This window comes from Nocardia sp. NPDC055050 (assembly GCF_053608345.1).
In genome coordinates, this window is the sequence record NZ_JBSGVG010000010.1 from 207666 (window position 1) to 227526 (window position 19861).

The 19861-nt window shown below is 67.2% G+C and carries 21 protein-coding genes, 1 pseudogene and 1 riboswitch; of the genes and pseudogenes, 10 read left to right on the forward strand and 12 right to left on the reverse strand.

The features are described 5' to 3' along the window. Positions 1-476 precede the first annotated feature (476 nt). Positions 477-2789, forward strand: a complete 2313-nt coding sequence (locus ACWGCN_RS13570) for a serine/threonine-protein kinase (protein WP_379312745.1) — start codon at positions 477-479, stop codon at positions 2787-2789. A 17-nt stretch (positions 2790-2806) separates the two neighbouring features. Here the strand turns inward: ACWGCN_RS13570 and ACWGCN_RS13575 are convergent, their stop codons facing one another. Next, complete coding sequence (locus tag ACWGCN_RS13575; RefSeq protein WP_387445495.1) at positions 2807-4006, reverse strand: acetate kinase; 1200 nt, start codon at positions 4004-4006, stop codon at positions 2807-2809. After that, entirely contained in the window at positions 3999-6080 is a 2082-nt protein-coding gene (gene pta / locus ACWGCN_RS13580; RefSeq protein WP_452458126.1) for a phosphate acetyltransferase, read from the reverse strand. The genes ACWGCN_RS13575 and pta overlap by 8 nt, the downstream gene beginning before the upstream one ends. 74 nt (positions 6081-6154) lie before the next feature. On the opposite strand from pta, the gene ACWGCN_RS13585 reads away from it, so the two are divergent. Further along, the gene (locus tag ACWGCN_RS13585; RefSeq protein WP_378996064.1) at positions 6155-6661 is read left to right on the forward strand and encodes a nitroreductase/quinone reductase family protein; all 507 of its coding nucleotides are present in this window, start codon (positions 6155-6157) and stop codon (positions 6659-6661) included. Between the two features lie 9 nt (positions 6662-6670). On the opposite strand, the gene ACWGCN_RS13590 is transcribed toward ACWGCN_RS13585, so the two are convergent. Continuing rightward, positions 6671-7168 (reverse strand): MarR family winged helix-turn-helix transcriptional regulator, encoded by a 498-nt coding sequence (locus ACWGCN_RS13590; protein WP_452458127.1) that lies wholly within the window; start codon positions 7166-7168, stop codon positions 6671-6673. A gap of 94 nt (positions 7169-7262) precedes the next feature. On the opposite strand from ACWGCN_RS13590, the gene ACWGCN_RS13595 reads away from it, so the two are divergent. Continuing rightward, positions 7263-7685: a Rid family hydrolase gene (locus tag ACWGCN_RS13595; protein ID WP_452458128.1), complete on the forward strand. Its 423-nt coding sequence runs from the start codon at positions 7263-7265 to the stop codon at positions 7683-7685. A gap of 56 nt (positions 7686-7741) precedes the next feature. Here ACWGCN_RS13595 and ACWGCN_RS13600 read toward each other — a convergent pair whose 3' ends face one another. Further along, positions 7742-8839 (reverse strand): SPFH domain-containing protein, encoded by a 1098-nt coding sequence (locus ACWGCN_RS13600; RefSeq protein ID WP_062986140.1) that lies wholly within the window; start codon positions 8837-8839, stop codon positions 7742-7744. 12 nt (positions 8840-8851) lie between these two features. Further along, positions 8852-9070 carry a hypothetical protein gene (locus ACWGCN_RS13605; protein ID WP_056814983.1) on the reverse strand — a complete coding sequence of 73 codons (219 nt, stop codon included), beginning with the start codon at positions 9068-9070 and terminating at the stop codon, positions 8852-8854. A gap of 115 nt (positions 9071-9185) precedes the next feature. Here ACWGCN_RS13605 and ACWGCN_RS13610 point away from each other — a divergent pair, with 115 nt between their 5' ends. Together ACWGCN_RS13610 and ACWGCN_RS13615 are read left to right on the forward strand one after the other, a co-directional pair. Then, entirely contained in the window at positions 9186-9818 is a 633-nt protein-coding gene (locus ACWGCN_RS13610; protein ID WP_452458129.1) for a DJ-1/PfpI family protein, read from the forward strand. Beyond that, positions 9815-10264: a MarR family winged helix-turn-helix transcriptional regulator gene (locus tag ACWGCN_RS13615; RefSeq protein ID WP_449967847.1), complete on the forward strand. Its 450-nt coding sequence runs from the start codon at positions 9815-9817 to the stop codon at positions 10262-10264. The genes ACWGCN_RS13610 and ACWGCN_RS13615 overlap by 4 nt, the downstream gene beginning before the upstream one ends. A gap of 67 nt (positions 10265-10331) precedes the next feature. Here the strand turns inward: ACWGCN_RS13615 and ACWGCN_RS13620 are convergent, their stop codons facing one another. The 4 genes from ACWGCN_RS13620 to ACWGCN_RS13635 all read right to left on the reverse strand — a co-directional run bounded on the left by ACWGCN_RS13620 (position 10332) and on the right by ACWGCN_RS13635 (position 13503). Then, positions 10332-10880, reverse strand: coding sequence for a YceI family protein (locus tag ACWGCN_RS13620; protein ID WP_452458130.1), 549 nt, complete (start codon positions 10878-10880; stop codon positions 10332-10334). A gap of 28 nt (positions 10881-10908) precedes the next feature. Further along, a complete protein-coding gene (locus ACWGCN_RS13625) occupies positions 10909-11523 on the reverse strand; it encodes an FMN reductase (RefSeq protein ID WP_452458131.1) in 615 nt (204 codons plus the stop codon). A 52-nt stretch (positions 11524-11575) separates the two neighbouring features. Continuing rightward, positions 11576-12667 carry an LLM class flavin-dependent oxidoreductase gene (locus tag ACWGCN_RS13630; protein ID WP_452458132.1) on the reverse strand — a complete coding sequence of 364 codons (1092 nt, stop codon included), beginning with the start codon at positions 12665-12667 and terminating at the stop codon, positions 11576-11578. Between the two features lie 77 nt (positions 12668-12744). Then, positions 12745-13503, reverse strand: coding sequence for an HAD-IIA family hydrolase (locus ACWGCN_RS13635; RefSeq protein WP_378996145.1), 759 nt, complete (start codon positions 13501-13503; stop codon positions 12745-12747). A 159-nt stretch (positions 13504-13662) separates the two neighbouring features. Between ACWGCN_RS13635 and fgd the strand changes: the two genes are divergently transcribed. From fgd to ACWGCN_RS13655, 4 genes and pseudogenes are all read left to right on the forward strand, one after another. After that, positions 13663-14673, forward strand: coding sequence for a glucose-6-phosphate dehydrogenase (coenzyme-F420) (gene fgd / locus ACWGCN_RS13640; RefSeq protein ID WP_378996048.1), 1011 nt, complete (start codon positions 13663-13665; stop codon positions 14671-14673). A 99-nt stretch (positions 14674-14772) separates the two neighbouring features. Continuing rightward, entirely contained in the window at positions 14773-15117 is a 345-nt protein-coding gene (locus ACWGCN_RS13645) for a hypothetical protein (RefSeq protein ID WP_452458133.1), read from the forward strand. An 86-nt stretch (positions 15118-15203) separates the two neighbouring features. Further along, positions 15204-15353: pseudogene (locus ACWGCN_RS13650) on the forward strand (type II toxin-antitoxin system Phd/YefM family antitoxin); the annotation flags it as partial. 98 nt (positions 15354-15451) lie between these two features. Next, positions 15452-15850, forward strand: coding sequence for a PIN domain-containing protein (locus ACWGCN_RS13655; RefSeq protein WP_378633645.1), 399 nt, complete (start codon positions 15452-15454; stop codon positions 15848-15850). A 74-nt stretch (positions 15851-15924) separates the two neighbouring features. Here ACWGCN_RS13655 and ACWGCN_RS13660 read toward each other — a convergent pair whose 3' ends face one another. From ACWGCN_RS13660 to ACWGCN_RS13670, 3 genes are all read right to left on the reverse strand, one after another. Further along, the gene (locus ACWGCN_RS13660) at positions 15925-17133 is read right to left on the reverse strand and encodes an O-succinylhomoserine sulfhydrylase (RefSeq protein ID WP_387445479.1); all 1209 of its coding nucleotides are present in this window, start codon (positions 17131-17133) and stop codon (positions 15925-15927) included. A 10-nt stretch (positions 17134-17143) separates the two neighbouring features. Next, positions 17144-17560 carry a rhodanese-like domain-containing protein gene (locus ACWGCN_RS13665; protein ID WP_056815009.1) on the reverse strand — a complete coding sequence of 139 codons (417 nt, stop codon included), beginning with the start codon at positions 17558-17560 and terminating at the stop codon, positions 17144-17146. 17 nt (positions 17561-17577) lie between these two features. Then, a riboswitch (SAM riboswitch) is annotated at positions 17578-17697 on the reverse strand. 45 nt (positions 17698-17742) lie between these two features. After that, positions 17743-18201, reverse strand: a complete 459-nt coding sequence (locus ACWGCN_RS13670) for an Rv0361 family membrane protein (protein ID WP_378996041.1) — start codon at positions 18199-18201, stop codon at positions 17743-17745. A 190-nt stretch (positions 18202-18391) separates the two neighbouring features. Between ACWGCN_RS13670 and ACWGCN_RS13675 the strand changes: the two genes are divergently transcribed. After that, positions 18392-19780: an FAD-dependent oxidoreductase gene (locus ACWGCN_RS13675; protein ID WP_452529027.1), complete on the forward strand. Its 1389-nt coding sequence runs from the start codon at positions 18392-18394 to the stop codon at positions 19778-19780. Positions 19781-19861 lie beyond the last annotated feature (81 nt).

A 19861-nucleotide genomic window follows, 5' to 3' on the forward strand; every position in this document is an offset into this window, starting at 1 on the left:
ACGACGCCGACCACGACCCGGCACCCGCCGAATCGGCACCCCACACCGCTGCACCGGATGACCAGGAACGGCGCGAGCCGACCCAGCTGACCCAGCGCCACCGTCCTGGCACGCTGCCCGGTGGGTGGACGCTGCCCGGCGACGACGAGACGCGGCCACTGCCCAAACTCACCGCCGAGGCCGCCTCGGAGTTCGCCAGGAAGCAAGCGAGCAGCCGCGACCAGACCCCCGCGACCGATGCCACCCGGCGCGCCGAAGCGTCCGGGGCCGTCCAACAGGGCGACGTTTCCCCGGCCGACGTCGAAGCCTCGCAACACGCGCGGGACCATCTCGCTACGCAGCGGGCGAGCCGCCCCGCGCCGACCGCACAAGAATCCGCCGCGCATGTCCCCACCGAAGCGACGCAACGCGCCCCTGAGGCCCCGAACGCGGCGGGCGAGCGCACCCGCGAGACCGCGTCCTACGCGGCAACCGAAATGGCACATCGCCCCGCCGAAACCGCGCCCTACGCGGCGACCGAAGCGGCACAGCGGGTTCCGGTGAACGCACCGCACGCGGCGACCGAGGCAGCCCAGCGCGACGATGCGCCCGGCGCACGAGCGACGTCCGATTCCTGGCCGTCCGCGCCACAGACCGGGGTGAGTACCGCGCGGTCGGGGCGCAGTGTGCGGACCGCGAGGTCGCGGCCCACGCGGCGGCTCGGCGCCGGGCTGGTGCCGATTCCGACAGTCACCCCGGCCGACCCTCGGGACGCCGTGCTGGCCGATCCGATGGTCTCGGAAGGCCGTCGGTTCTGTTGGCGCTGCGGCAATCCGGTCGGGCGGTCGACGCCGGCGCGAGCCGCCTCGACCAGCGGTGAGTGCGAAACCTGCGGGGCCGCCTACGATTTCCGGCCGTCGCTGCACGAGGGCGATATGGTCGCCGGGCAGTACGAGATCCAGGGGTGCATCGCGCACGGCGGTCTCGGCTGGATCTATCTGGCCATCGACCGCAATGTGAGCGATCGGTGGGTGGTACTCAAGGGCCTGCTGCACGCGGGTGACGCCGAGGCGCAGGCCGTCGCGGTGGCCGAGCGCCAGTTCCTGGCCGAGGTGGCGCACCCGAGCATCGTCAAGATCCACAACTTCGTCGAGCACACCGCGGGTGACGGGTCCATCGGCTACATCGTGATGGAGTATGTGGGCGGGCATTCGCTGCGCGACATTCTCGATGCCAGGCCACGTGGCGAGCAGATGCCGCTGGCCGAGGCCATCGCCTATGTGCTGGAGATCCTGCCCGCGCTGGAACATCTGCATTCGATCGGCCTCACCTACAACGACCTCAAGCCCGACAACGTGATGGTCACCGAGGATCAGGTGAAGCTCATCGACCTCGGCGCGGTCGCCACCATCGACGCCTATGGCAACCTGTACGGCACCAAGGGTTTCCAGGCGCCCGAGATCGCCCGCACCGGGCCGACGCCCGCCTCCGATGTCTACACCGTGGGCCGGACGATCGCCGCGCTCACGCTGGCGCTGCCCAGCGAACACGGCCGCTACCTCGACGGCATCCCCGACCCCGCCGACGAACCACTGCTGGCCCGCTACGAGTTCTTCCATCGATTCCTGCTCACCGCCACCGATCCCGATCCGGCACAGCGTTTTCCGTCGGCGCGGGCGATGTCGGCGCAGCTGGCCGGGGTGTTGCGCGAGATCCTCGCCTACGACACCGGCACGGAACATCCACAGCTGTCCACAGTGTTCAGTCCACAGCGCACCAGCTTCGGGACCGAGGAACTGATCAGCCAGACCGACGCGTATCTCGACGGTGTGGGTCGCTCGCCGCTGCTGGATTCCCGCGATGTGGTGGCCGCACTGCCGATTCCGCTGATCGACCCCGCCGATCCGTCGGCGCCGCTGCTGGCCGCCACCGCCAATCCCGAGCCGGAGCGGGTGCTCGAGGCACTGCACGACTCCCGCGAGCGGGCCGAGGCCGATCCGGACAACGCACCCGACACCCTGGCGGGCGAATTGCTCTTCGCCGAGGCGCGAGCGCGGCTGGAACTGGGCGAGTCGGCGGCGGTGTTGCACATGCTCGATCGGGTGCCCAGCGAATCCGATTGGCGCACCGACTGGTTCACCGGTCAGGCCCATCTGCTCGAACTCGACTTCGAGGCCGCCTTCGCGTCGTTCGAGGCGGTATTGCGAGTGCTGCCGGGCGAGATCGCACCGAAGCTGGCGTTGGCCGCCACCGCGGAACTCATTCTGCAACACTGGGATTCCGACGCCCCCGAACAGTGGCGAAGTTTCGCCGAACGCTATTACGACACCGTCTGGCGCACCGACAGGGCCGTGGTGAGCGCGGCATTCGGCCTGGCCAGACAACTGGCGGTGGCCGGGCGAGTCGGCGAAGCGGTCCACGCCCTCGACGATGTGCCCGCCGCGTCCCGCCACTTCACCACCGCTCAGACCACGGCGATCCTGTTGCTGCTCACCAGCTCTCCCGTCGCCGAACTCGACGAGCAGATCCTGCGGCTGGCCGCCTCGCGCGCCCAGTCCATCCCAGCGGGCGAGCACCGCGCCACCCTCATGCGCACGCTGGTCCAGGGCTCGGCATTGGCCTGGCTACAGGCCGGGAACACACCGAAACGTAAGGACGCCAAGCTGTTCGGCCGCGCCTTCACCGAACGCGAACTGCGCGACGGCACCGAATCCGGCCTGCGCTCGCTCGCCCGCAACGCCCCGGACCGGACGCACCGCTACGCCCTCGTCGATCTGGCGAACTCACTACGACCGAAATCCTGGTTCTGAGCTCAGTGCCCACCAGCTCAGCGCCCGCCGACCAGCTCGTGGGCCGCGCGGGCAATGGCCAGTTCTTCGTTGGTAGGGACAACCAGCACGGTCACCGGGGCGAACTCCGGCGAAATGCGGCGGATGCCCGGTGCTCTCTTCTCATTGCGGGTCGGGTCGATTTCGATGCCGAGCGCCTGTAGACCCGCCAGTGCGTCGGCGCGCACCGCCGAGCTGTTCTCCCCCACACCGGCGGTGAAGATGATGGTGTCGACGGTGCCGAGTTCCACCAGGTAGGCGCCGAGATAGCGGCGCAGGCGGTGGATGTAGACGTCGTAGGCGAGCTTCGCCTGGGTGTCGCCGCTGTCGATGAGCTGCTGCAATTCGCGGAAGTCGTTGACCCCGCTCATGCCTTTGAGGCCGGAGCTGCGGTTGAGCAGTTGCTCCACCTGACTCACGTCCAGATCGGCCGCCCGCATGAGATACGGCGTGACACCGGGATCCAGATCGCCCGGCCTGGTTCCCATCACCAGACCTTCGAGTGGGGTCATCCCCATGGTGGTGTCGATCGCGATGCCCCCGCGGATCGACGAAGCGGACGCCCCGTTGCCCAGGTGAAAAACGATCTGGTTCAGCTCTTCGGCCGGTTTCCCCAGGTACTGCGCAGCCTTCTCCGACACGTACTGGTGCGAGGTCCCGTGGAAGCCGTACTTGCGAATACCGTGGGCCGCGGCGAGTTTCGCGTCGATCGCGTAGGTCTTGGCGGCGTCGGGCAAGGTGTGGAAGAACGCCGTGTCGAAGACCGCGACCTCGGGAATGCCGGGCAGCAGCTCCCGCGTCGACTCGATGCCGACCACATTGGCGGGATTGTGCAGCGGCGCGAGCACCGACAGTTCGTCGATCGCGTGCAGCACATCGTCGGTGATCAGGGTCGGTTCCCAGAACACCTCGCCGCCGTGCACCACCCGGTGCCCGACCGCGCCGATGCCGATCGTGGTCAGGTCGAGGCCGGTCTCGCGGAACATCTCGAACGCCCGCAGCAGACCGGCTCTGTGGTCGGGTATCGCCCCGTCGTAGTCGAGTTTCGCGGGCCCCGCCTCGTGCACGATCCTGCCGCCGTGCGACTCGCCGATCTTCTCCACGAGGCCCGATGCCAGCACCTGGGCCGAGACAGCGTGCAGCAGTTGATATTTGATCGACGAGGAGCCGCTGTTCAGTACCAGAACCAGGTCACTCACTTGCCATCCCCTGAGCCTGGATGGCGGTGATCGCCACCGTGTTGACGATGTCGGCGACCAACGCGCCGCGCGAAAGATCGTTCACCGGCTTGCGCAGACCCTGCAGCACCGGCCCGATCGCGACCGCGCCGGCGCTGCGCTGCACCGCCTTGTAGGTGTTGTTGCCGGTATTGAGGTCGGGGAAGACGAAAACCGTTGCCTTGCCCGCCACTTCGGAATCGGGCAGCTTGGCGCTGGCGACGGCGGGCTCGATCGCCGCGTCGTACTGGATGGGGCCTTCCACCGGCAGTTCCGGCGCACGCTCACGCACGAGTTCGGTGGCCGTGCGCACCTTGTCGACGTCGGCGCCGGTGCCGGACGCGCCGGTCGAGTAGGACAGCATCGCCACCCGGGGGTCGATCCCGAAACGGGCCGCCGTGCCCGCCGAGGACACCGCGATATCGGCCAGCTGCTCCGAGGTCGGATCGGGGACCACCGCGCAATCGCCATAGGCGAGCACACGATCGGCCAAGCACATCAGGAACACACTCGACACCGTGGAGACGCCCGGCACCGTCTTGATGATCTCGAACGAGGGCCGGATCGTGTGCGCGGTGGTGTGCGCGGCACCGGAGACCATGCCGTCGGCGATCCCCTTGTAGACCATCATGGTGCCGAAATACGAGATGTCGGACATGGTTTCGCGCGCGCGCTCGAGCGTCATGCCCTTGTGCTTGCGCAATTCGGTGTATTCGGCGGCGAATTCGTCGAGGTAGCCCGAGGTGCGCGGCGCCATCACCTGGGCGTCGGCGATATCCACACCCAACTCGGCGGCGCGGGCCCGTACCGACGTCTCGTCACCGAGGATGGTGAGGTCGGCGATCTTGCGCTGCAGCACCCGGCCGGCGGCGCGGAGGATGCGGTCGTCGTCGCCTTCCGGCAGCACGATGCGTTTGCGGTCGGCGCGGGCGCGTTCGATCAGCCGGTACTCGAACATCTGCGGCGTCACGACGGTCGAGGACGGAACCTGGATGCGCCGCAACAGTTCCGGCGCGTCCACCCGCTGTTCCATCAGCGCGAGCGCGGTGTCGACCTTGCGCGGGCTACCCGCCCACATCCGGCCGCGAGTGCCGTGCACGGCACTGGCGGTGTCGTAGGTCCCCAGCTCGGTGGCCAGGATCGGCAGCCTGGGGTGCAGGCCCTCCATCAGCCGGGCGATGGCCGGATGCGGGCGAAGGCCGCCGTTCATGATCACGCCCGCCAGCGACGGGAACCCCTCTGCCTCATGGGCATTCACCAGGCTCAGCAGCACGTCGGAGCGGTCGCCAGGAGCGATCACCACCACACCGTCGGACAGTCGCTCCAGGATGTGTTCGGCGGTCATGCCGCCGACCATGATGCGCAGCGCCTCACGCTGCAGCAATTCCGGGTCGCCACTGTAGATTTCGCCGTCGATCGCCTCGCACAGCTCGCCCATGGTCGGCGCCATCAGCAGCGGCACCTCGGGCAGCGTCCAGGACGGCACGTCGAAACCGGCCAGTGCGGTCGCGATGTCGTCGAGCTCGTCGGGTGCGCAGCGATTGGCGACGATCGCGACCAGGTGGGCGTGCTCGGTGGTGAGCTCGGCGGTACACAGTTCGACCAGTTGCTTGACCTCGCCGGGCGTCCGTTCCGCGCCGCGAACGACCAGCAGGACGGGCGCGCCCAGGTTCACCGCGATCCGGGCGTTGAAGCGCAGCTCGCTCGGGCTGGCGACGTCGGTGTAGTCGCTGCCGACGATCACCACCGCGTCACAGGCCTTGGCGACGTCGTGGAAACGCATCACGATGTCGCTGATCGCGGCGGTGGGGTCGCGGTGCACGTCCTCGTAGGTGACGCCGATGGCCTGTTCGTAGCTGATATCGGCGGTGCTGTGCTCGAGCAGCAGTTCGAGGATGTAGTCGGGTTCGTCGGTGGAGCGGGTGATCGGACGGAACACGCCGACGCGTGCGGTGGTCGCGCACAGCATGCCGAGGACACCCAGTGCCACCGTAGATTTTCCGGTGTCGCCCTCGGGCGAGGCGATGTACACGGTGGACGGCGCTTGTTCGACCATGCTCGCGAGCTTAGTGAATCGTCGGCGATTCAGGGGTTCGGTGGGGTCCGATCGGTCGCGTTATAGTCCGGCCCATGACATCGCAGTTCCCGGATCGCCAGTGGGGCTCCCGCGCCAATCCGCTGTCCCGCGCCGCCAACCGATTCGCCGCGACCAAGCCGGGTTCCTGGCTGATCCGCACCATCACCCCGCTCGACCGCGCCCTGCTCGAGCGCACCGACGCCAAGTACACCGTGCTCGGCCCGATCGGCGCCCCGGTGATCCTGCTCACGACCACCGGCCGCAAGTCCGGCGTCGCGCGCACCCAGCCGCTGCTCTACGTCCACGACGGCGACACCCTGTACGTGGTCGGTTCCAACTTCGGCCAGGCCCACCACCCGGCCTGGACCGGCAACCTGCTCGCCGATCCGACAGCCACCGTCGCCATCGCCGGCGAACGCATCCCGGTGACCGCCACCCCGGTCACCGACGCGGACAAGGACGCGATCTTCGCCCGCTTCATCGACATCACCGGCGCCTACGCCGCCTACCGCGACCGCACCACCCGCGACCTGCGCATGTTCGCCCTGCGCCGGGCGTAACCGCTGGTTTCAGGCCAGATCGGCGGGGCGCACGCGCAGCTTGGCGGCGATCCGGGCCAGCGCTCGTCCGTCGGCGGCGCTCATCTGATCGAGGAAGCGCTCGCGGACCGCGCGCACATGCGTCGGCGCCGCCGCCACGACCGTCGCGTACCCGGAGTCGGTGAGCGAAGCGACCGTGTACCGACCGTCGTCGGGGTCGGGCGCTCGGGTTACCCAGCCCCGCTGCTCGAATCGCTTGACGACGTTCGAGAGCCGCGACAGCGATCCGTTCGCCAGGAAGGCCAGCTCGCTCATCCTGATCCGGTGCTCGGGAGCCTCGGACAGATGGCTCAGCACGAGGTACTCGAAGAGCGTCAGCCCCGCTTCTGCCTGCAGCGGCGCCTCCAAACGGCCCGGCAGCAGCAGGATCAGTGAGACCAGGCCGGTCCAGGCTTCCTTCTCCTCCGCGTTCAGCCACGCCGGCGCCTCGGCGTCCGCGCCGTCGGATCCTGGGGTCACCGCAGTCATCGGGTAATCATAGCGAGGACAATTGAGTTCACACGTGAAGTCATTCCGTGCTAGTTTGACTTCATAGTTGAAGTCAAATGAAAGGTTTGTCGCGATGAGCACCGCCACCTTCGCCAGCACCCCGGGATACGGCCGGACCCTCTTCGACCTGCTTCACTACCGACAGGCGGTCCGCGTCGGCGACCGCGTCGACATCTCGGGCCAAGGTGGCTGGGACGACGACATCACCTTCCCCGAATCCCTCGAGGAAGAAATCGTCCAGGCCTTCGAGAACGTGGAGCGCACGCTCGCGACGGTCGGGGCGACCTGGACCGATGTCATAGCCGTGGACAGCTTCCACATCCCGGCGGTCGAGGACACGATCGGCGACGCGCACAACCGCGTCATGGTCGAGCAGTTCCGCAAGCACATGGGCGAGCGCGCGCCGATCTGGACCCAAATCGGCGTCGCCGCCCTCGGCGCTCCCGGCATGCGCGTCGAGATCCGGGTGACCGCACTCGTGAACCAACAGGACTGACCTGGTATTCGGTCAGCCCTGCCGGTTCGAGTGCTCGGGCCGCGCCGTGGCGGCGATCAGACCTTGTCGACCTCGCCGTTCGACAGGGCCTTCTGCAGGGAGTTGAAGACCGTCAGACCCTGGCCGACCATGCCGTTGAGCAGCTCGCCGACGCCGTCGGGGCCGTTGAGGACGGTGAGGTTGGCGCCCGCCAGGCCGTGCGAGGCCTGCTTGACGATTTCCGGGAGTTGCTCGATGAGCATCTGGTCCAGCGCGATGCGGTTGTTGGACGCCGCCGCCTCGGCCTGAATACGGGTGCGGTCGGCCTCGGCCACCGCGAGGATGCGGACTCGTTCCGCCTCCGCCTCAGCGGGTTTCACCACTTCCGCCTGGAGTTGCTGTTCGCGCAGTTCGGCGTTCTTGCGAGCCTGCTCGGCCTGGGCGTGCAGCACGGCCTGCCTGGCGATGGCGTCGGCGAGCGGGCCCGCCTGTGCCGCTTCGGCGTTGGCCTTGTCGATGTCGCGCTGATACTCGGCCTTGAGGATCGAGGTTTCGCGTTCGTATTCGGCGCGACGGCGCAACGACTCCTGCTCGGCTTCGGCGGAGCGCTGGGCGGCCTGGGCCTGAGCGATCTGGGCATCGCGCTGGACGGCCGCATTGTGCGGCGCCGCAAGGGCATTGATGTAGCCGAGGTTGCCGTCGTCGATGGACTGGATCTGGAACGAGTCGACCCACAGGCCGATATTGCTCATCTCCACCTTGGAGGCGATGAGCACCTCGTCGGCCAGCTTCTGACGTTCGCGGATGATCTCCTCGACGGTCATCGAGCCCACGATCGAGCGCAGATGGCCGGAGAAGATCCGCCCTGTCAGCACCGACATCTCCTGCTCCTGTTCGGACAGGAAGCGTTGTGCCGCATTGACGATCGACTGGGTGTCGTTGGCGACCTTGAACGCGATCACCGCACGCACATCGAGCTGGATGGCCTGCTTGGTGACACAGCGCTCGCGGATCTCGGACTCGAACATGGCCAGTGACAGGTATCGGACCTTGCGGAACAGCGGCACCACCCAGGTGCCGCGTCCGATGACCACCTTGAACGGGGTGTCGTCCTTGGTCTTGGCGCCACTGACCAGCATGGCTTCGTCGGGATCGGGAACGTGATAGCCCAGCATCGCGGGCCCCTTTCATTCAGAGGGAAGCGGAATCCAGGTGACCACGTCGACCAGGCGACCCGGGTGGACCGCGACGATCAACACGGTGGTCCAGGCGGCGATCGGTTCGTCGGCTCGGGCAAGATAGAGCTCGGTGCCCCCGCGAATCGAGATCAGTACCTCACCCAGTGCGCCCGCCTCCCGAATCGGTGACGTGATGGTGCCCGTCATGCCGTGCACGGAGTCGGTCATCGCGGGTGAACCTCCCTGTCTCGCACCGGATGCCGTCAGCGTACGGAGGGTCGGCTATAAGCCGGTAGCAAAATTCTTATTGACAGCATCCTGTCAAACATGACAGGATGCTGTCATGCCGAAGAAAACAGTTCACGTAGCCGTCTACGACACCCTCGCCGACTGGGAAGTGGGGGCCGCGACGGCGCACATCGCCAACGGCAACTGGCACCGGGAGCCCGGAACGTTCGAGGTCGCGACGGTCGGCCTCACCACCGAACCGATCACCACCATGGGGCGTCTGCGCGTGACGCCCGACCTCGCCGTCGCCGATCTCGACCCGGCCGACAGCGCGATGCTGATCCTGCCCGGCGCGGACCTGTGGCTGGGCGAGGACCTGATCACGTTCGCGTACAAGGCGAAAGAGTTCGCCGACGCCGGGGTCCCGGTGGCCGCGATCTGCGGCGCGACCTTCGGACTGGCCACGGCGGGCCTGCTCGATGATCGCGCGCACACCAGCAATGCGGCGGAATTCCTTGTCTACAGCGGATATTCGGGTGCGCAGCACTACGTCGAGGCCCCCGCGGTCACCGACCGTGACGTGATCACCGCGGACGGCATGTCGCCGTTCGAATTCGCCAGAGAGATCTTCGCGCGGCTCGACCTGTACGAACCGCGGGTACTCGAAGCCTGGTACAAGCTGTATGCGCGCAAGGACCCGGCCGGGTACGCCACGCTCGCCGAATACGAAGGGAGCCACGCGGCTTGAACTCCGAACAGGACCTGCTCGACGGCGCCGCCCTCACCGTCTTCCGGCTCAACGGTCAATTCCTGACCATCGGCGACGGCTTGTCCGCGCCTGCCGGAATCTCGGTGGCCTGGTGGCAGGTGATGGCCGCCGTGCAGGACCAGCCACAGCCGGTCGCGGGGATCGCCCGCGCGATGGGCATCACCCGGCAGAGCGTGCAGCGGATCGCGGACCTGCTGGTCGGCAAAGGCATGTGTGAGTACCGGCCCAACCCCGCGCACAAGCGGGCCAAGCTGGTCGCGATGACCGAGGAGGGCACGGCCGCCATCCGTCGCATCGATCCGCAGCACGCGGCCATGGCGCACCGGCTGGCCGAGGCGCTCGGTCCGACCGAGTTCGCCGCGACGGTCGAGACCCTCACCCGTCTCGCGGCGACACTCGACACGATCATCGCCGACGAGGACTAGCCACCGCGCACAGCGGCCGACGCCCCCATCACCACACAGGCGATGGGGGCGTCACGTCGGTGCCGGGTCAGCCCTGGAGGACGGCCTCGATCTCGAGGGTGAGAGTGATCTTGTCGCCGATCACGGCGCCGCCGTCGGGCAGCGGCATGTCGATGTCGAGGCCGAAGTCGCGGCGCGAGACCACAGTCTTTGCTTCGAAGCCGGCGACCTGGCCGTTGCCCATGCCCGGGCTCACGCCGACGAACTCGACCTCGAGGGTGACCGGCTTGGTGTTGCCGCGCACGGTGAACTCGCCGTCGACGACGAAATCGCTGCCCTCGCCGCGGAACCCGGTGGACTTGAAGGTCATCAGCGGGAATTCCTCGGCGTGGAAGAAGTCGGCCGTGCGCAGGTGGCCGTCGCGCTGAGCGTTGTCGGTGGTGAGGGAGTCGACGCGGATCTCGGCGTGCGCGGTGGCGGTGCCGTCCTCGGCGATCACGAGGGCGCCGTCGAAGTCGGTGAAGCGGCCACGGACCTTGCTCACCATCAGGTGGCGTACGGAGAAGCCGACGGTGGAGTGGGTGGGGTCGATGACCCAGGTGCCCGCGGTGAGTCCCTTGGCGATGGCGGTGGTCATGAGTGTGCTCCTTGGGGGTTGGTGTGCATCAGTGATTTGCTGCGAGAAGGTCTTCGAACGGGGTTGTATCGGTGTAGGGATCGGTGGGCCGAGTGGCGGACTTGCCGAGCAGCAGCGCGCCGAATTCGGCTGCGGCGCGGTCGATTCGATTGTTGAGCGCCTTGTCGCCGCCGTTCGCGCCCCAGTCGGTCGACGCCGCGTAGACCGCGGTGGGGACGACGATCGAGCGCAGGTACGCGAACAGCGGGCGCACCGCGTGCTCCAGCGCCAGGGAATGACGCTCGGTGCCGCCGGTCGCGCCGGTCAGCACCGGCAGCCCGGCGAGCGAATCCGGTTCCAGCACATCGAAGAACGTCTTGAACAGGCCGCTGTAGGAGGCGCTGAAGATCGGCGTCACGGCGATCAGGCCATCGGCGGTGACGACCTTGTCGATCGCCGCGCGCAGTGCGGGGGCCGGGAAGCCGGTGAGCAGGTTGTCGGCCAGATCGCGCGCGTGATCGCGCAGGTCGACGAAGTCCACTTCGACCTCGGCGCCTGTCGCGCGCAGCTCGCGTGCTGCCGCGGCGGCCAGTCGATCGGCCAGCAAACGTGTCGACGAAGGCTGTGAAAGCCCTGCCGACACCACGGCGATACGGGTTGTCATGCGATCACCTCCGTGGTGTGCGGGCCGCCGAGTGCGCGGCGCGGCGTGGATGTCACGCGCCGACCTCCGCCGTGGTCTTGGCGGCGAGCAGCGAGTCGTGTGTCGGCGCGTCCGGGACGTGGGCCGGGCGTCGAGCCGCGAACTCCTTGCGCAGCACCGGGATCACCTCCTCGCCGAGCAGGTCCAGCTGCTCGAGCACCGTCTTCAACGGGAGTCCGGCGTGGTCGACCAGGAACAGCTGGCGCTGATAGTCGCCGAAGTGCTCACGGAAGGTGAGTGTCTTCTCGATGACCTGCTCCGGGCTGCCCACGGTGAGCGGGGTCTGCTCGGTGAAATCCTCCAGCGACGGGCCGTGTCCGTAGACGGGCGCGTTGTCGAAGTAGGGCCGGAATTCACGGACCGCGTCCTGAGAGTTCTTGCGCAGGAACACTTGTCCGCCGAGACCGACGATCGCCTGGTCGGCGCTGCCGTGGCCGTAGTGCTCGTAGCGCCTGCGGTACAGGTCGATCAGCCGCTTGAAATGGTCGGTGGGCCAGAAGATGTGGTTGGCGAAGAAGCCGTCACCGTAGTACGCGGCCTGTTCGGCGATCTCCGGGCTCCGGATCGACCCGTGCCAGACGAACGGCGGCACGTCGTCGAGCGGACGCGGGGTCGAGGTGAACGACTGTAGCGGCGTACGGAACTTGCCTTCCCAGTTCACGACGTCCTCACGCCACAGCCGGTGCAGCAGAGCGTAGTTCTCGATCGCCAGGGGGATGCCGTCGCGGATGTCCTTGCCGAACCACGGATAGACCGGGCCGGTGTTGCCGCGGCCGAGCATCAGGTCGACGCGGCCGTCGGCCAGGTGCTGCAGCATCGCGAAGTCCTCGGCGATCTTGACCGGGTCGTTCGTGGTGATGAGCGTGGTCGAGGTGGACAGCGTGATGTTGTCGGTGCGGCCGGCGATGTAGCCGAGCATCGTCGTCGGTGACGACGGCACGAAGGGTCGATTGTGGTGCTCGCCCATCGCGAACACGTCGAGACCCACTTTTTCGGCCTTCTGCGCGATCGCGACCATCGCCTTGATCCGCTCGGCCTCGGTGGGGGTGCGGCCGGTGGTGGGATCGGTGGTCACATCGCCGACGCTGAAGATTCCGAACTGCACGGGCCCTCCTTTGGTTGCCATGGCAACTATAACCACGGCAAGCGGGCACCTATTCCGATGAGACGCGGATCACATGGCTACTCGGCGAACGGCCGGCGCGTTCGGCCGATCAAGTCGGCCACCGAGCCCACCACCATGGTCGGCCGGAACGGATAGGCCTCCACCGAGGACTTCGTCGAGATGCCGGAGGTCACCAGCACCGTGCGCAGACCCGCCTCCAAGCCGGCGATCACGTCGGTGTCCATCCGGTCGCCGATCATCACCGTCGATTGGGAATGCGCGCCGATCTGACGCAGCGCCGAGCGCATCATCAGCGGATTGGGCTTGCCGACGTAGTACGGCTCCTTACCGGTGGCACGGGTGATCAGCGCGGCGACCGAACCGGTGGCGGGCAACACGCCGTCGCGCGAGGGTCCGGTGGCATCAGGATTGGTGGCGATGAACTTCGCGCCCCTGTCCACCAGCCGGATCGCGGTGGTGATCGCCTCGAAGGAGTACGTCCGGGTTTCGCCGAGCACCACGTAATCGGGGTCGCTGTCGGTGAGCACGTAGCCGATCTCGTGCAGCGCGGTGGTGAGACCGGATTCGCCGACCACGTAGGCGGTGCCGTTGGGGCGCTGGTCGTCGAGGAAGGTCGCCGTGGCCAGCGCCGAGGTCCAGATCGACTCCTCGGGGATGTCGAGGCCGGTGTGACGCAGGCGGGCCTGGAGGTCGCGTGGTGTGCGGATCGAGTTATTGGTCAGCACGAGGAACGGGATCTCGTTGGCCCGCAGTTCGGCGAGGAACTCGTCGGCGCCGGGGATCAGTTGATCCTCGTGCACCAGCACGCCGTCCATGTCGGTGAGGTACGACAAGATCTGCTCATCCTTGGTGGCCACCAGTTAATTGTCCGCTAAAACTCGGCGTGGTGGGTGACGAAACGGCATGGGCGCGGATGACGGGCTGCGCGCTAGTGTCGTGTTGGCAGGGGTCAACGGACGACAGGAGTGGCTGGAATGGTTGAGCTCAAGCTCGGGTACAAGGCATCGGCAGAGCAGTTCGGGCCACGAGAGCTGGTCGAACTCGGCGTCGCCGCCGAGCAGCACGGTCTCGACAGCGCGACCGTGAGCGACCACTTCCAGCCGTGGCGCCACGACGGCGGCCACGCGCCGTTCTCGCTGGCCTGGCTGGCGGCCGTCGGCGAGCGCACCGAACGCATCCAGCTCGGCACCTCGGTGCTCACCCCGACCTTCCGCTACAACCCGGCGGTGATCGCGCAGGCCTTCGCCACCCTGGGTTGCCTGTACCCGAACCGGGTGATGCTCGGCGTGGGCACCGGTGAGGCGCTCAACGAGATCGCCACCGGTTACAAGGGCGAATGGCCCGACTTCAAGGAGCGCTTCGCCCGCTTGCGCGAAGCGGTGAAGATGATGCGCGAGCTGTGGACCGGCGATCGCGTCGATTTCGACGGCGAGTACTACCACACCGTCGGCGCCTCCATCTACGACGTTCCCAAGGGCGGCATCCCCGTCTACATCGCCGCGGGCGGCCCGGTGGTCGCCAGGTACGCGGGTCGCGCGGGCGACGGCTTCATCTGCACCTCGGGCAAGGGCATGGACCTCTACACCGAGAAGCTGCTGCCCGCCGTCGCCGAGGGCGCCGAGAAGGTCGACCGCGATGTCGCCGAGATCGACAAGATGATCGAGATCAAGATCTCCTACGACACCGATCCCGAACTGGCACTCCAGAACACGCGATTCTGGGCCCCCCTCTCCCTCACCCCCGAACAGAAGCACGACATCACCGACCCCATCGAAATGGAGAAGGCCGCCGACGCCCTCCCGATCGAACAGGTCGCCAAGCGCTGGATCGTCGCCAGCGACCCCGACGAAGCCGTCGCCAAGATCAAGCCCTACCTCGACGCGGGCCTCAACCACCTGGTCTTCCACGCCCCCGGCCAAGACCAGCTCCGCTTCCTCGACCTCTTCAAGCGAGACCTGGCCCCCCGCCTGCGCGCGCTCGGCTGAGACCGGTCTGCTCAGATCCCTGGCCGGGCGCCATTAACGGCGCCCGGTCAGATGTCGATCCATGGTCACGAACACCGGAACGACACAAGGAAATGAACCATGGGATTGTGGATCGGTAGCCCCGCGCTGAACGCCACCGAGAACGTCGTCTGGCAGAAACTCGCCAATCGCACACAAGGGAGCAGGGCCGTCGGCGGACGCCTCCACCTGACCGAAACCCGACTGCTCTTCGTACCCAATCACCTCGACGCGATCACCGGCGGCAAGCGCTGGGAAGCGCGCCTGACCCAGCTGCGCGCCGTCGGGCAGCAAAGCCCGGATGGCGGCCTGTTCAGCGGCGGCCTGCGCACTCGTCTGCGCGTCGACACCGACGCCGGAACCGAACTTTTCGTCATCGATCCGATCGACGAGGCGATCGCGATTCTGGGCGCCGCACGACAGTGAATCCGCTCAGGGCATGGTCGAGGCCACCGAGAAGCTGCCCTGAAGCCTGTAGACAATAGTAGACAATTTTCGGCTAGAATGATTTCATGAAGTCGATCAGTGTCGGCGAACTCCGCCAGAATCCGTCCGCGATGGTCGCCGACGTCGAGTCCGGCGAGGTCTACGAGTTGACGCGCCACAACCATCGGGTCGGCTACATCGTCCCCGCGGTCTCGTCGACCCAGATCATCCGGCGCGCGGTCGACGGCGGGGCGCACACGAGTGCCATCGCCCGGCACGAACTCCGCAGCGCTGCGTCGATCGACGAGCTCCTCGAGTCCGAGAAGGGCGAGTGGTGAGGGCCTATTACCTCGACACCTCGGTGGCAATGCGGATCATGCTGGGGCATTCCATCGAAGCCGCACGGTGGTTCGATGAGACGACCGCGGACAAAGAGTGCCGGATCGTCTCTTCGCGACTGTTGCGCACCGAGATCACTCGCGTCCTTCGCCGGGAAGGCCTGCCCGTGCTCGACCGAGGTCAGATCATCGACCACATCGACATCATTCCGATCGATCACGCTGTGCTGAACGAAGCCGAAGCGATCATCTCGCACATCCGGACACTCGACGCCATTCATCTCGCCTCGGCACTGCGCAGCGGCTTGGACGATCTCACGGTGGTGACCCACGACAAGAACATGGCCACCGTCGCGGGCCACCTGGGGTTCGCGGTCTACGACCCGGTCCGGTAGGCGATCCACGAGTCCGACGTCGACCTGCCGAACGTGGATCGTTGCGACAGGCCGACTCGGGACGTTCGGACGAACTAGCTCAGGGCGTTGTCGAGGTCGCCGAGGAGATCTTCGAGGTCTTCCAGACCGACCGAGATGCGAACTACCCCGTCGGACAAGCCGATTGACGCGCGCCCCTCCGGGCCCATGGCTCGGTGGGTGGTGGTGGCGGGGTGGGTGATCATGGTTTTGGCGTCGCCGAGGTTGTTGGAGATGTCGATGATGCGGAGGCGGTTGAGGACCTCGAAGGCTCGCTTCTTGCCGTCTTCGCCGTTGAGGGCGAAGGTGACTACGGTGCCGCCGCCGGTCATCTGCTCTTTGGCCAGTGCGTGTTGCGGATGTGATTCCAGGAAGGGGTATTTCACCCAGTCGACCGAATCCTTGGTCTCCAGGAACTCGGCTACCCGCAGGGCCGACTCGGTGGAGTGGCGCACGCGCAACGGCATGGTTTCCAGGCCCTTGAGCAAGGTCCAGGCGTTGAAGGGGCTCAGGGCAGGGCCGGTGTGGCGCATCAGGGTTTTGACGGGGCCGTCGATGTAGTCCTGGGCACCGAGGATGGCGCCGCCGAGGACGCGGCCCTGGCCGTCGATGTGTTTGGTACCGGAGTAGACCACCACGTCGGCGCCGAGTTCGAAACCGCGCTGGAGCAGGGGGGTGGCGAAGACGTTGTCCAGCACCACCTTCGCGCCCGCGGCGTGGGCGAGCTCGGTGACCTTGCGGACATCGACGAGGGTCTGCATCGGGTTGGCCGGGGTCTCGAAGAACACGGCCTGGGTGGGGACGGAGAGGGCCTGCTCCCACTGGTCGAGGTCGTCACCGTCGACGAACACGGTTTCGATACCCCAGCGCGGCAGGATCTCGTTACAGACCACGAAACAGGACCCGAACAGGCTGCGGGCGGCGACGAGCCGGTCGCCCGCCTTCAGCAGGGCGCCGAGCGCGGTGAACACCGCCGACATGCCGGACGCGGTCGCGAAGGCCGCCTCGGCGCCGTCGAGCAGGCGGATGCGCTCCTCGAACATGGCCACGGTCGGGTTGCCGAAACGCGAGTAGACGAAGTGCTCGACGTCGCCGGTGAACGCGGCCTCGGCGGCTTCGGCGTTCTCGTAGACGAAACCGGAGGTCAGGTACAGCGCCTCGGAGGTCTCGTCGAAGCCGGAACGGCGCAGACCGCCGCGCACGCCGAGCGTGCCGGGACCGACGCCTTCGGGCAGTGGCTTGTCGAACGAACCACCGGTGATCATGCTTTTCTCCTTATGCCTGACGCCACGGCAGGCCGACAGCGCGCCAACCGGTGCTGCCGCGCTGACCGAACGCGTCGGGACCACCTTCGAAACCGTCGAGCACGTTGTAGGACGGTGCCACGCCCGCCGCGGTCGCCAGGTTCGCCGCGTGCGCGGAACGCTGACCGGAGCGACACAGGAACACCACGGGTGCGTCGTCGGGGCGACCGGCGAGTGCCTTCTCGAGCTGCACGCCGAACTCGGGATTGCGGGTGCCGGTGCCGTCGACCCACTCGATGAAGTGGGCAGGGCGTTCGATGGAACTGGTGTCGGGAATGCCGATGTGTGCCCACTCGCCTTCGGTGCGCACGTCGACCAGCACAGCGCCGGGGTGCTCGGTGAGCAGCTCCCACGCCTTCTCAGGGGTGATGTCGCCGGCGTAAGTCATGTCGATCCTCCTGCGTGAATCCGCTCTTGCCGTGCCGGAAATCCCCGAACACACGGCCAGGTCGTCACCCGGAGCACCCCACCGCGGAGGAGGGTTGCCGACCAGCGAGCCGGGGCTTGACGCTGGCACTCATGACCTTGCGATCTGAGATTGCCTCGGCACCGGTCATCGTGTCAAACGATTCAGAAGGAACACACCAGCCACGCGCTGTCGACGCGGGTCAGTTTCCAGTTGCTCGCCGCCGGGTTGCCGTTGACCACGAGCGCCGCGTCGATCTTGGCGCGGTCGCCGTTGACGGTGGCGTTCTCGAAACCCTTGCCGTCGATCGTGACAGTGGATTTCGGGCCACCGAGCTGTTCGCCGAGGCCGGATTTCTCCTCGTCGAACCCGGGGCAGGCCACACCGGTCGGCGGACGGAGGTCGCTGCGCGAGCGCGCGTCGATATAGTTGGTGACGGCGGCCGCGAGACGGTCGGCCTCTGTGACATTTTTCTCAGCGGGTGAGAGCAGTCCACCCGCCACGATGCCGATGAGCACGATGATCGCGATCACCGCGGCCGCGACGAACGGGACGATGGAACGCTTGTCGGTCTGATCCACCACTACGGGCTGGTCATCCGAGCCTGTTTGCTCCTCGTTCATGCTGTAATCCTGACAGACCCGCGCGGGCAGCTACACCGCGCGCCGGGTGGCTGCAACGCCGCAGCTAGAATCGCCTTGATTGCGGTCGGCTGCCGACGTCGATGGCAGCTGCCAGTAAGCGGATGTCCGACTTAGCCTAAGCTAAGTTGACGCCGTCAAATCAGTTCTCGACCAAAGGGTGCGCGTAGAAATGACCGAACAGACTGCAGCGACTCGCCCACTTCGCATTGCGATCGTGGGTGCGGGACCGGCCGGTATCTACGCCGCCGACGCGTTGATGAAGTCCGATGCCGACGTGAGCATCGACCTCTACGAGCGTATGCCCGCGCCCTTCGGCCTGATCCGCTACGGCGTCGCGCCCGATCACCCGCGCATCAAGGGCATCATCACCGCCCTGCACAAGGTCCTCGACAAAGATCAGGTCCGCCTGCTCGGCAACATCGACTACGGCACCGACATCACCCTCGACGACCTGCGCCAGTTCTACGACGCGGTCATCTTCTCCACCGGCGCCAACGCCGACCGCGCCCTGGCCATCCCCGGCATCGACCTCGACGGCTCCTACGGCGCCGCGGACTTCGTGTCCTGGTACGACGGCCACCCCGACGTCCCGCGTTCCTGGCCCCTCGATGCCGAGAAGGTCGCCGTGCTCGGTGTCGGCAACGTCGCCCTCGACGTCGCGCGCGTGCTCGCCAAGACCGGTGACGAACTGCTGCCGACCGAGATCCCGCCGAACGTCTACGAAGGTCTCAAGGGCAACAAGGCCCTCGAGGTCCACGTGTTCGGTCGTCGTGGTCCCGCGCAAGCCAAGTTCACGCCCCTCGAGCTGCGCGAACTGGATCACTCGCCGACGATCGAGGTCATCGTCAACCCCGAGGACATCGACTACGACGAGGGCTCCGAAGCCGCCCGCCGCAACTCCAAGCAGGTCGACATGGTCGCCAACACCTTGGAGCAGTGGGCCATCCGCGACCACGGCGACCGCCCGCACAAGCTGTTCCTGCACTTCTTCGAATCGCCCTCGGAGGTCCTCGGCGCCGACGGCAAGGTCGTCGGCCTGAAGACCGAACGCACCCAGCTCGACGGCACCGGCAACGTCAAGGGCACCGGCAACTTCACCGACTGGGACATCCAGGCCGTGTACCGCGCCGTGGGCTACCTCTCGCAGAACGTCACCCAGCTGCCGTTCGACGATCAGGCGGGCACGGTGCCCAACGAGGCCGGCCGCGTGATCGCCGACGACACCGCCGAAGGTGACGCCCGATTCATGCCCGCCACCTACGTGACCGGCTGGATCAAGCGCGGCCCGGTCGGCCTCATCGGCCACACCAAGGGCGACGCCAACGAGACCATCGCCTGCCTGCTCGACGACGCCAAGGCCTTCGCCCCCGCGCCGAAGCCCGAGCTCGACGCCGTCACCGAGTTCCTCGAGGGCAAGGGCATCCCGTTCACCACCTGGGCGGGCTGGTACCGCCTCGACGCCCACGAGCGCGCCCTCGGCGAGCCCGAAGGCCGTGAGCGCGTGAAGGTCGTGGAGCGCGAGGACATGCTGCGCGCCTCCGAGCCGAACAAGGCCTGAGTTTTCGGCGCGCTGGCGCGCGCGTGTTCGCGGCCCTGAATGGCCCGCCGATCAGGCACCGTTGCTTGCTCCTTCGTCGCC

What these genes read in the sequence shown, in the direction of transcription:
- ACWGCN_RS13675 (WP_452529027.1), top strand. Translation starts at nt 18,392, where the DNA reads ATGACCGAACAGACTGCAGCGACTCGCCCACTTCGCATTGCGATCGTG.
- pta (WP_452458126.1), bottom strand. Translation starts at nt 6,080, where the DNA reads ATGGTCGAACAAGCGCCGTCCACCGTGTACATCGCCTCGCCCGAGGGC.
- ACWGCN_RS13585 (WP_378996064.1), top strand. Translation starts at nt 6,155, where the DNA reads ATGACATCGCAGTTCCCGGATCGCCAGTGGGGCTCCCGCGCCAATCCG.
- ACWGCN_RS13670 (WP_378996041.1), bottom strand. Translation starts at nt 18,201, where the DNA reads ATGAACGAGGAGCAAACAGGCTCGGATGACCAGCCCGTAGTGGTGGAT.
- ACWGCN_RS13625 (WP_452458131.1), bottom strand. Translation starts at nt 11,523, where the DNA reads ATGACAACCCGTATCGCCGTGGTGTCGGCAGGGCTTTCACAGCCTTCG.
- ACWGCN_RS13605 (WP_056814983.1), bottom strand. Translation starts at nt 9,070, where the DNA reads ATGACCGACTCCGTGCACGGCATGACGGGCACCATCACGTCACCGATT.
- fgd (WP_378996048.1), top strand. Translation starts at nt 13,663, where the DNA reads ATGGTTGAGCTCAAGCTCGGGTACAAGGCATCGGCAGAGCAGTTCGGG.
- ACWGCN_RS13645 (WP_452458133.1), top strand. Translation starts at nt 14,773, where the DNA reads ATGGGATTGTGGATCGGTAGCCCCGCGCTGAACGCCACCGAGAACGTC.
- ACWGCN_RS13665 (WP_056815009.1), bottom strand. Translation starts at nt 17,560, where the DNA reads ATGACTTACGCCGGCGACATCACCCCTGAGAAGGCGTGGGAGCTGCTC.
- ACWGCN_RS13635 (WP_378996145.1), bottom strand. Translation starts at nt 13,503, where the DNA reads ATGGACGGCGTGCTGGTGCACGAGGATCAACTGATCCCCGGCGCCGAC.
- ACWGCN_RS13660 (WP_387445479.1), bottom strand. Translation starts at nt 17,133, where the DNA reads ATGATCACCGGTGGTTCGTTCGACAAGCCACTGCCCGAAGGCGTCGGT.
- ACWGCN_RS13610 (WP_452458129.1), top strand. Translation starts at nt 9,186, where the DNA reads ATGCCGAAGAAAACAGTTCACGTAGCCGTCTACGACACCCTCGCCGAC.
- ACWGCN_RS13595 (WP_452458128.1), top strand. Translation starts at nt 7,263, where the DNA reads ATGAGCACCGCCACCTTCGCCAGCACCCCGGGATACGGCCGGACCCTC.
- ACWGCN_RS13620 (WP_452458130.1), bottom strand. Translation starts at nt 10,880, where the DNA reads ATGACCACCGCCATCGCCAAGGGACTCACCGCGGGCACCTGGGTCATC.
- ACWGCN_RS13600 (WP_062986140.1), bottom strand. Translation starts at nt 8,839, where the DNA reads ATGCTGGGCTATCACGTTCCCGATCCCGACGAAGCCATGCTGGTCAGT.
- ACWGCN_RS13590 (WP_452458127.1), bottom strand. Translation starts at nt 7,168, where the DNA reads ATGACTGCGGTGACCCCAGGATCCGACGGCGCGGACGCCGAGGCGCCG.
- ACWGCN_RS13570 (WP_379312745.1), top strand. Translation starts at nt 477, where the DNA reads ATGGCACATCGCCCCGCCGAAACCGCGCCCTACGCGGCGACCGAAGCG.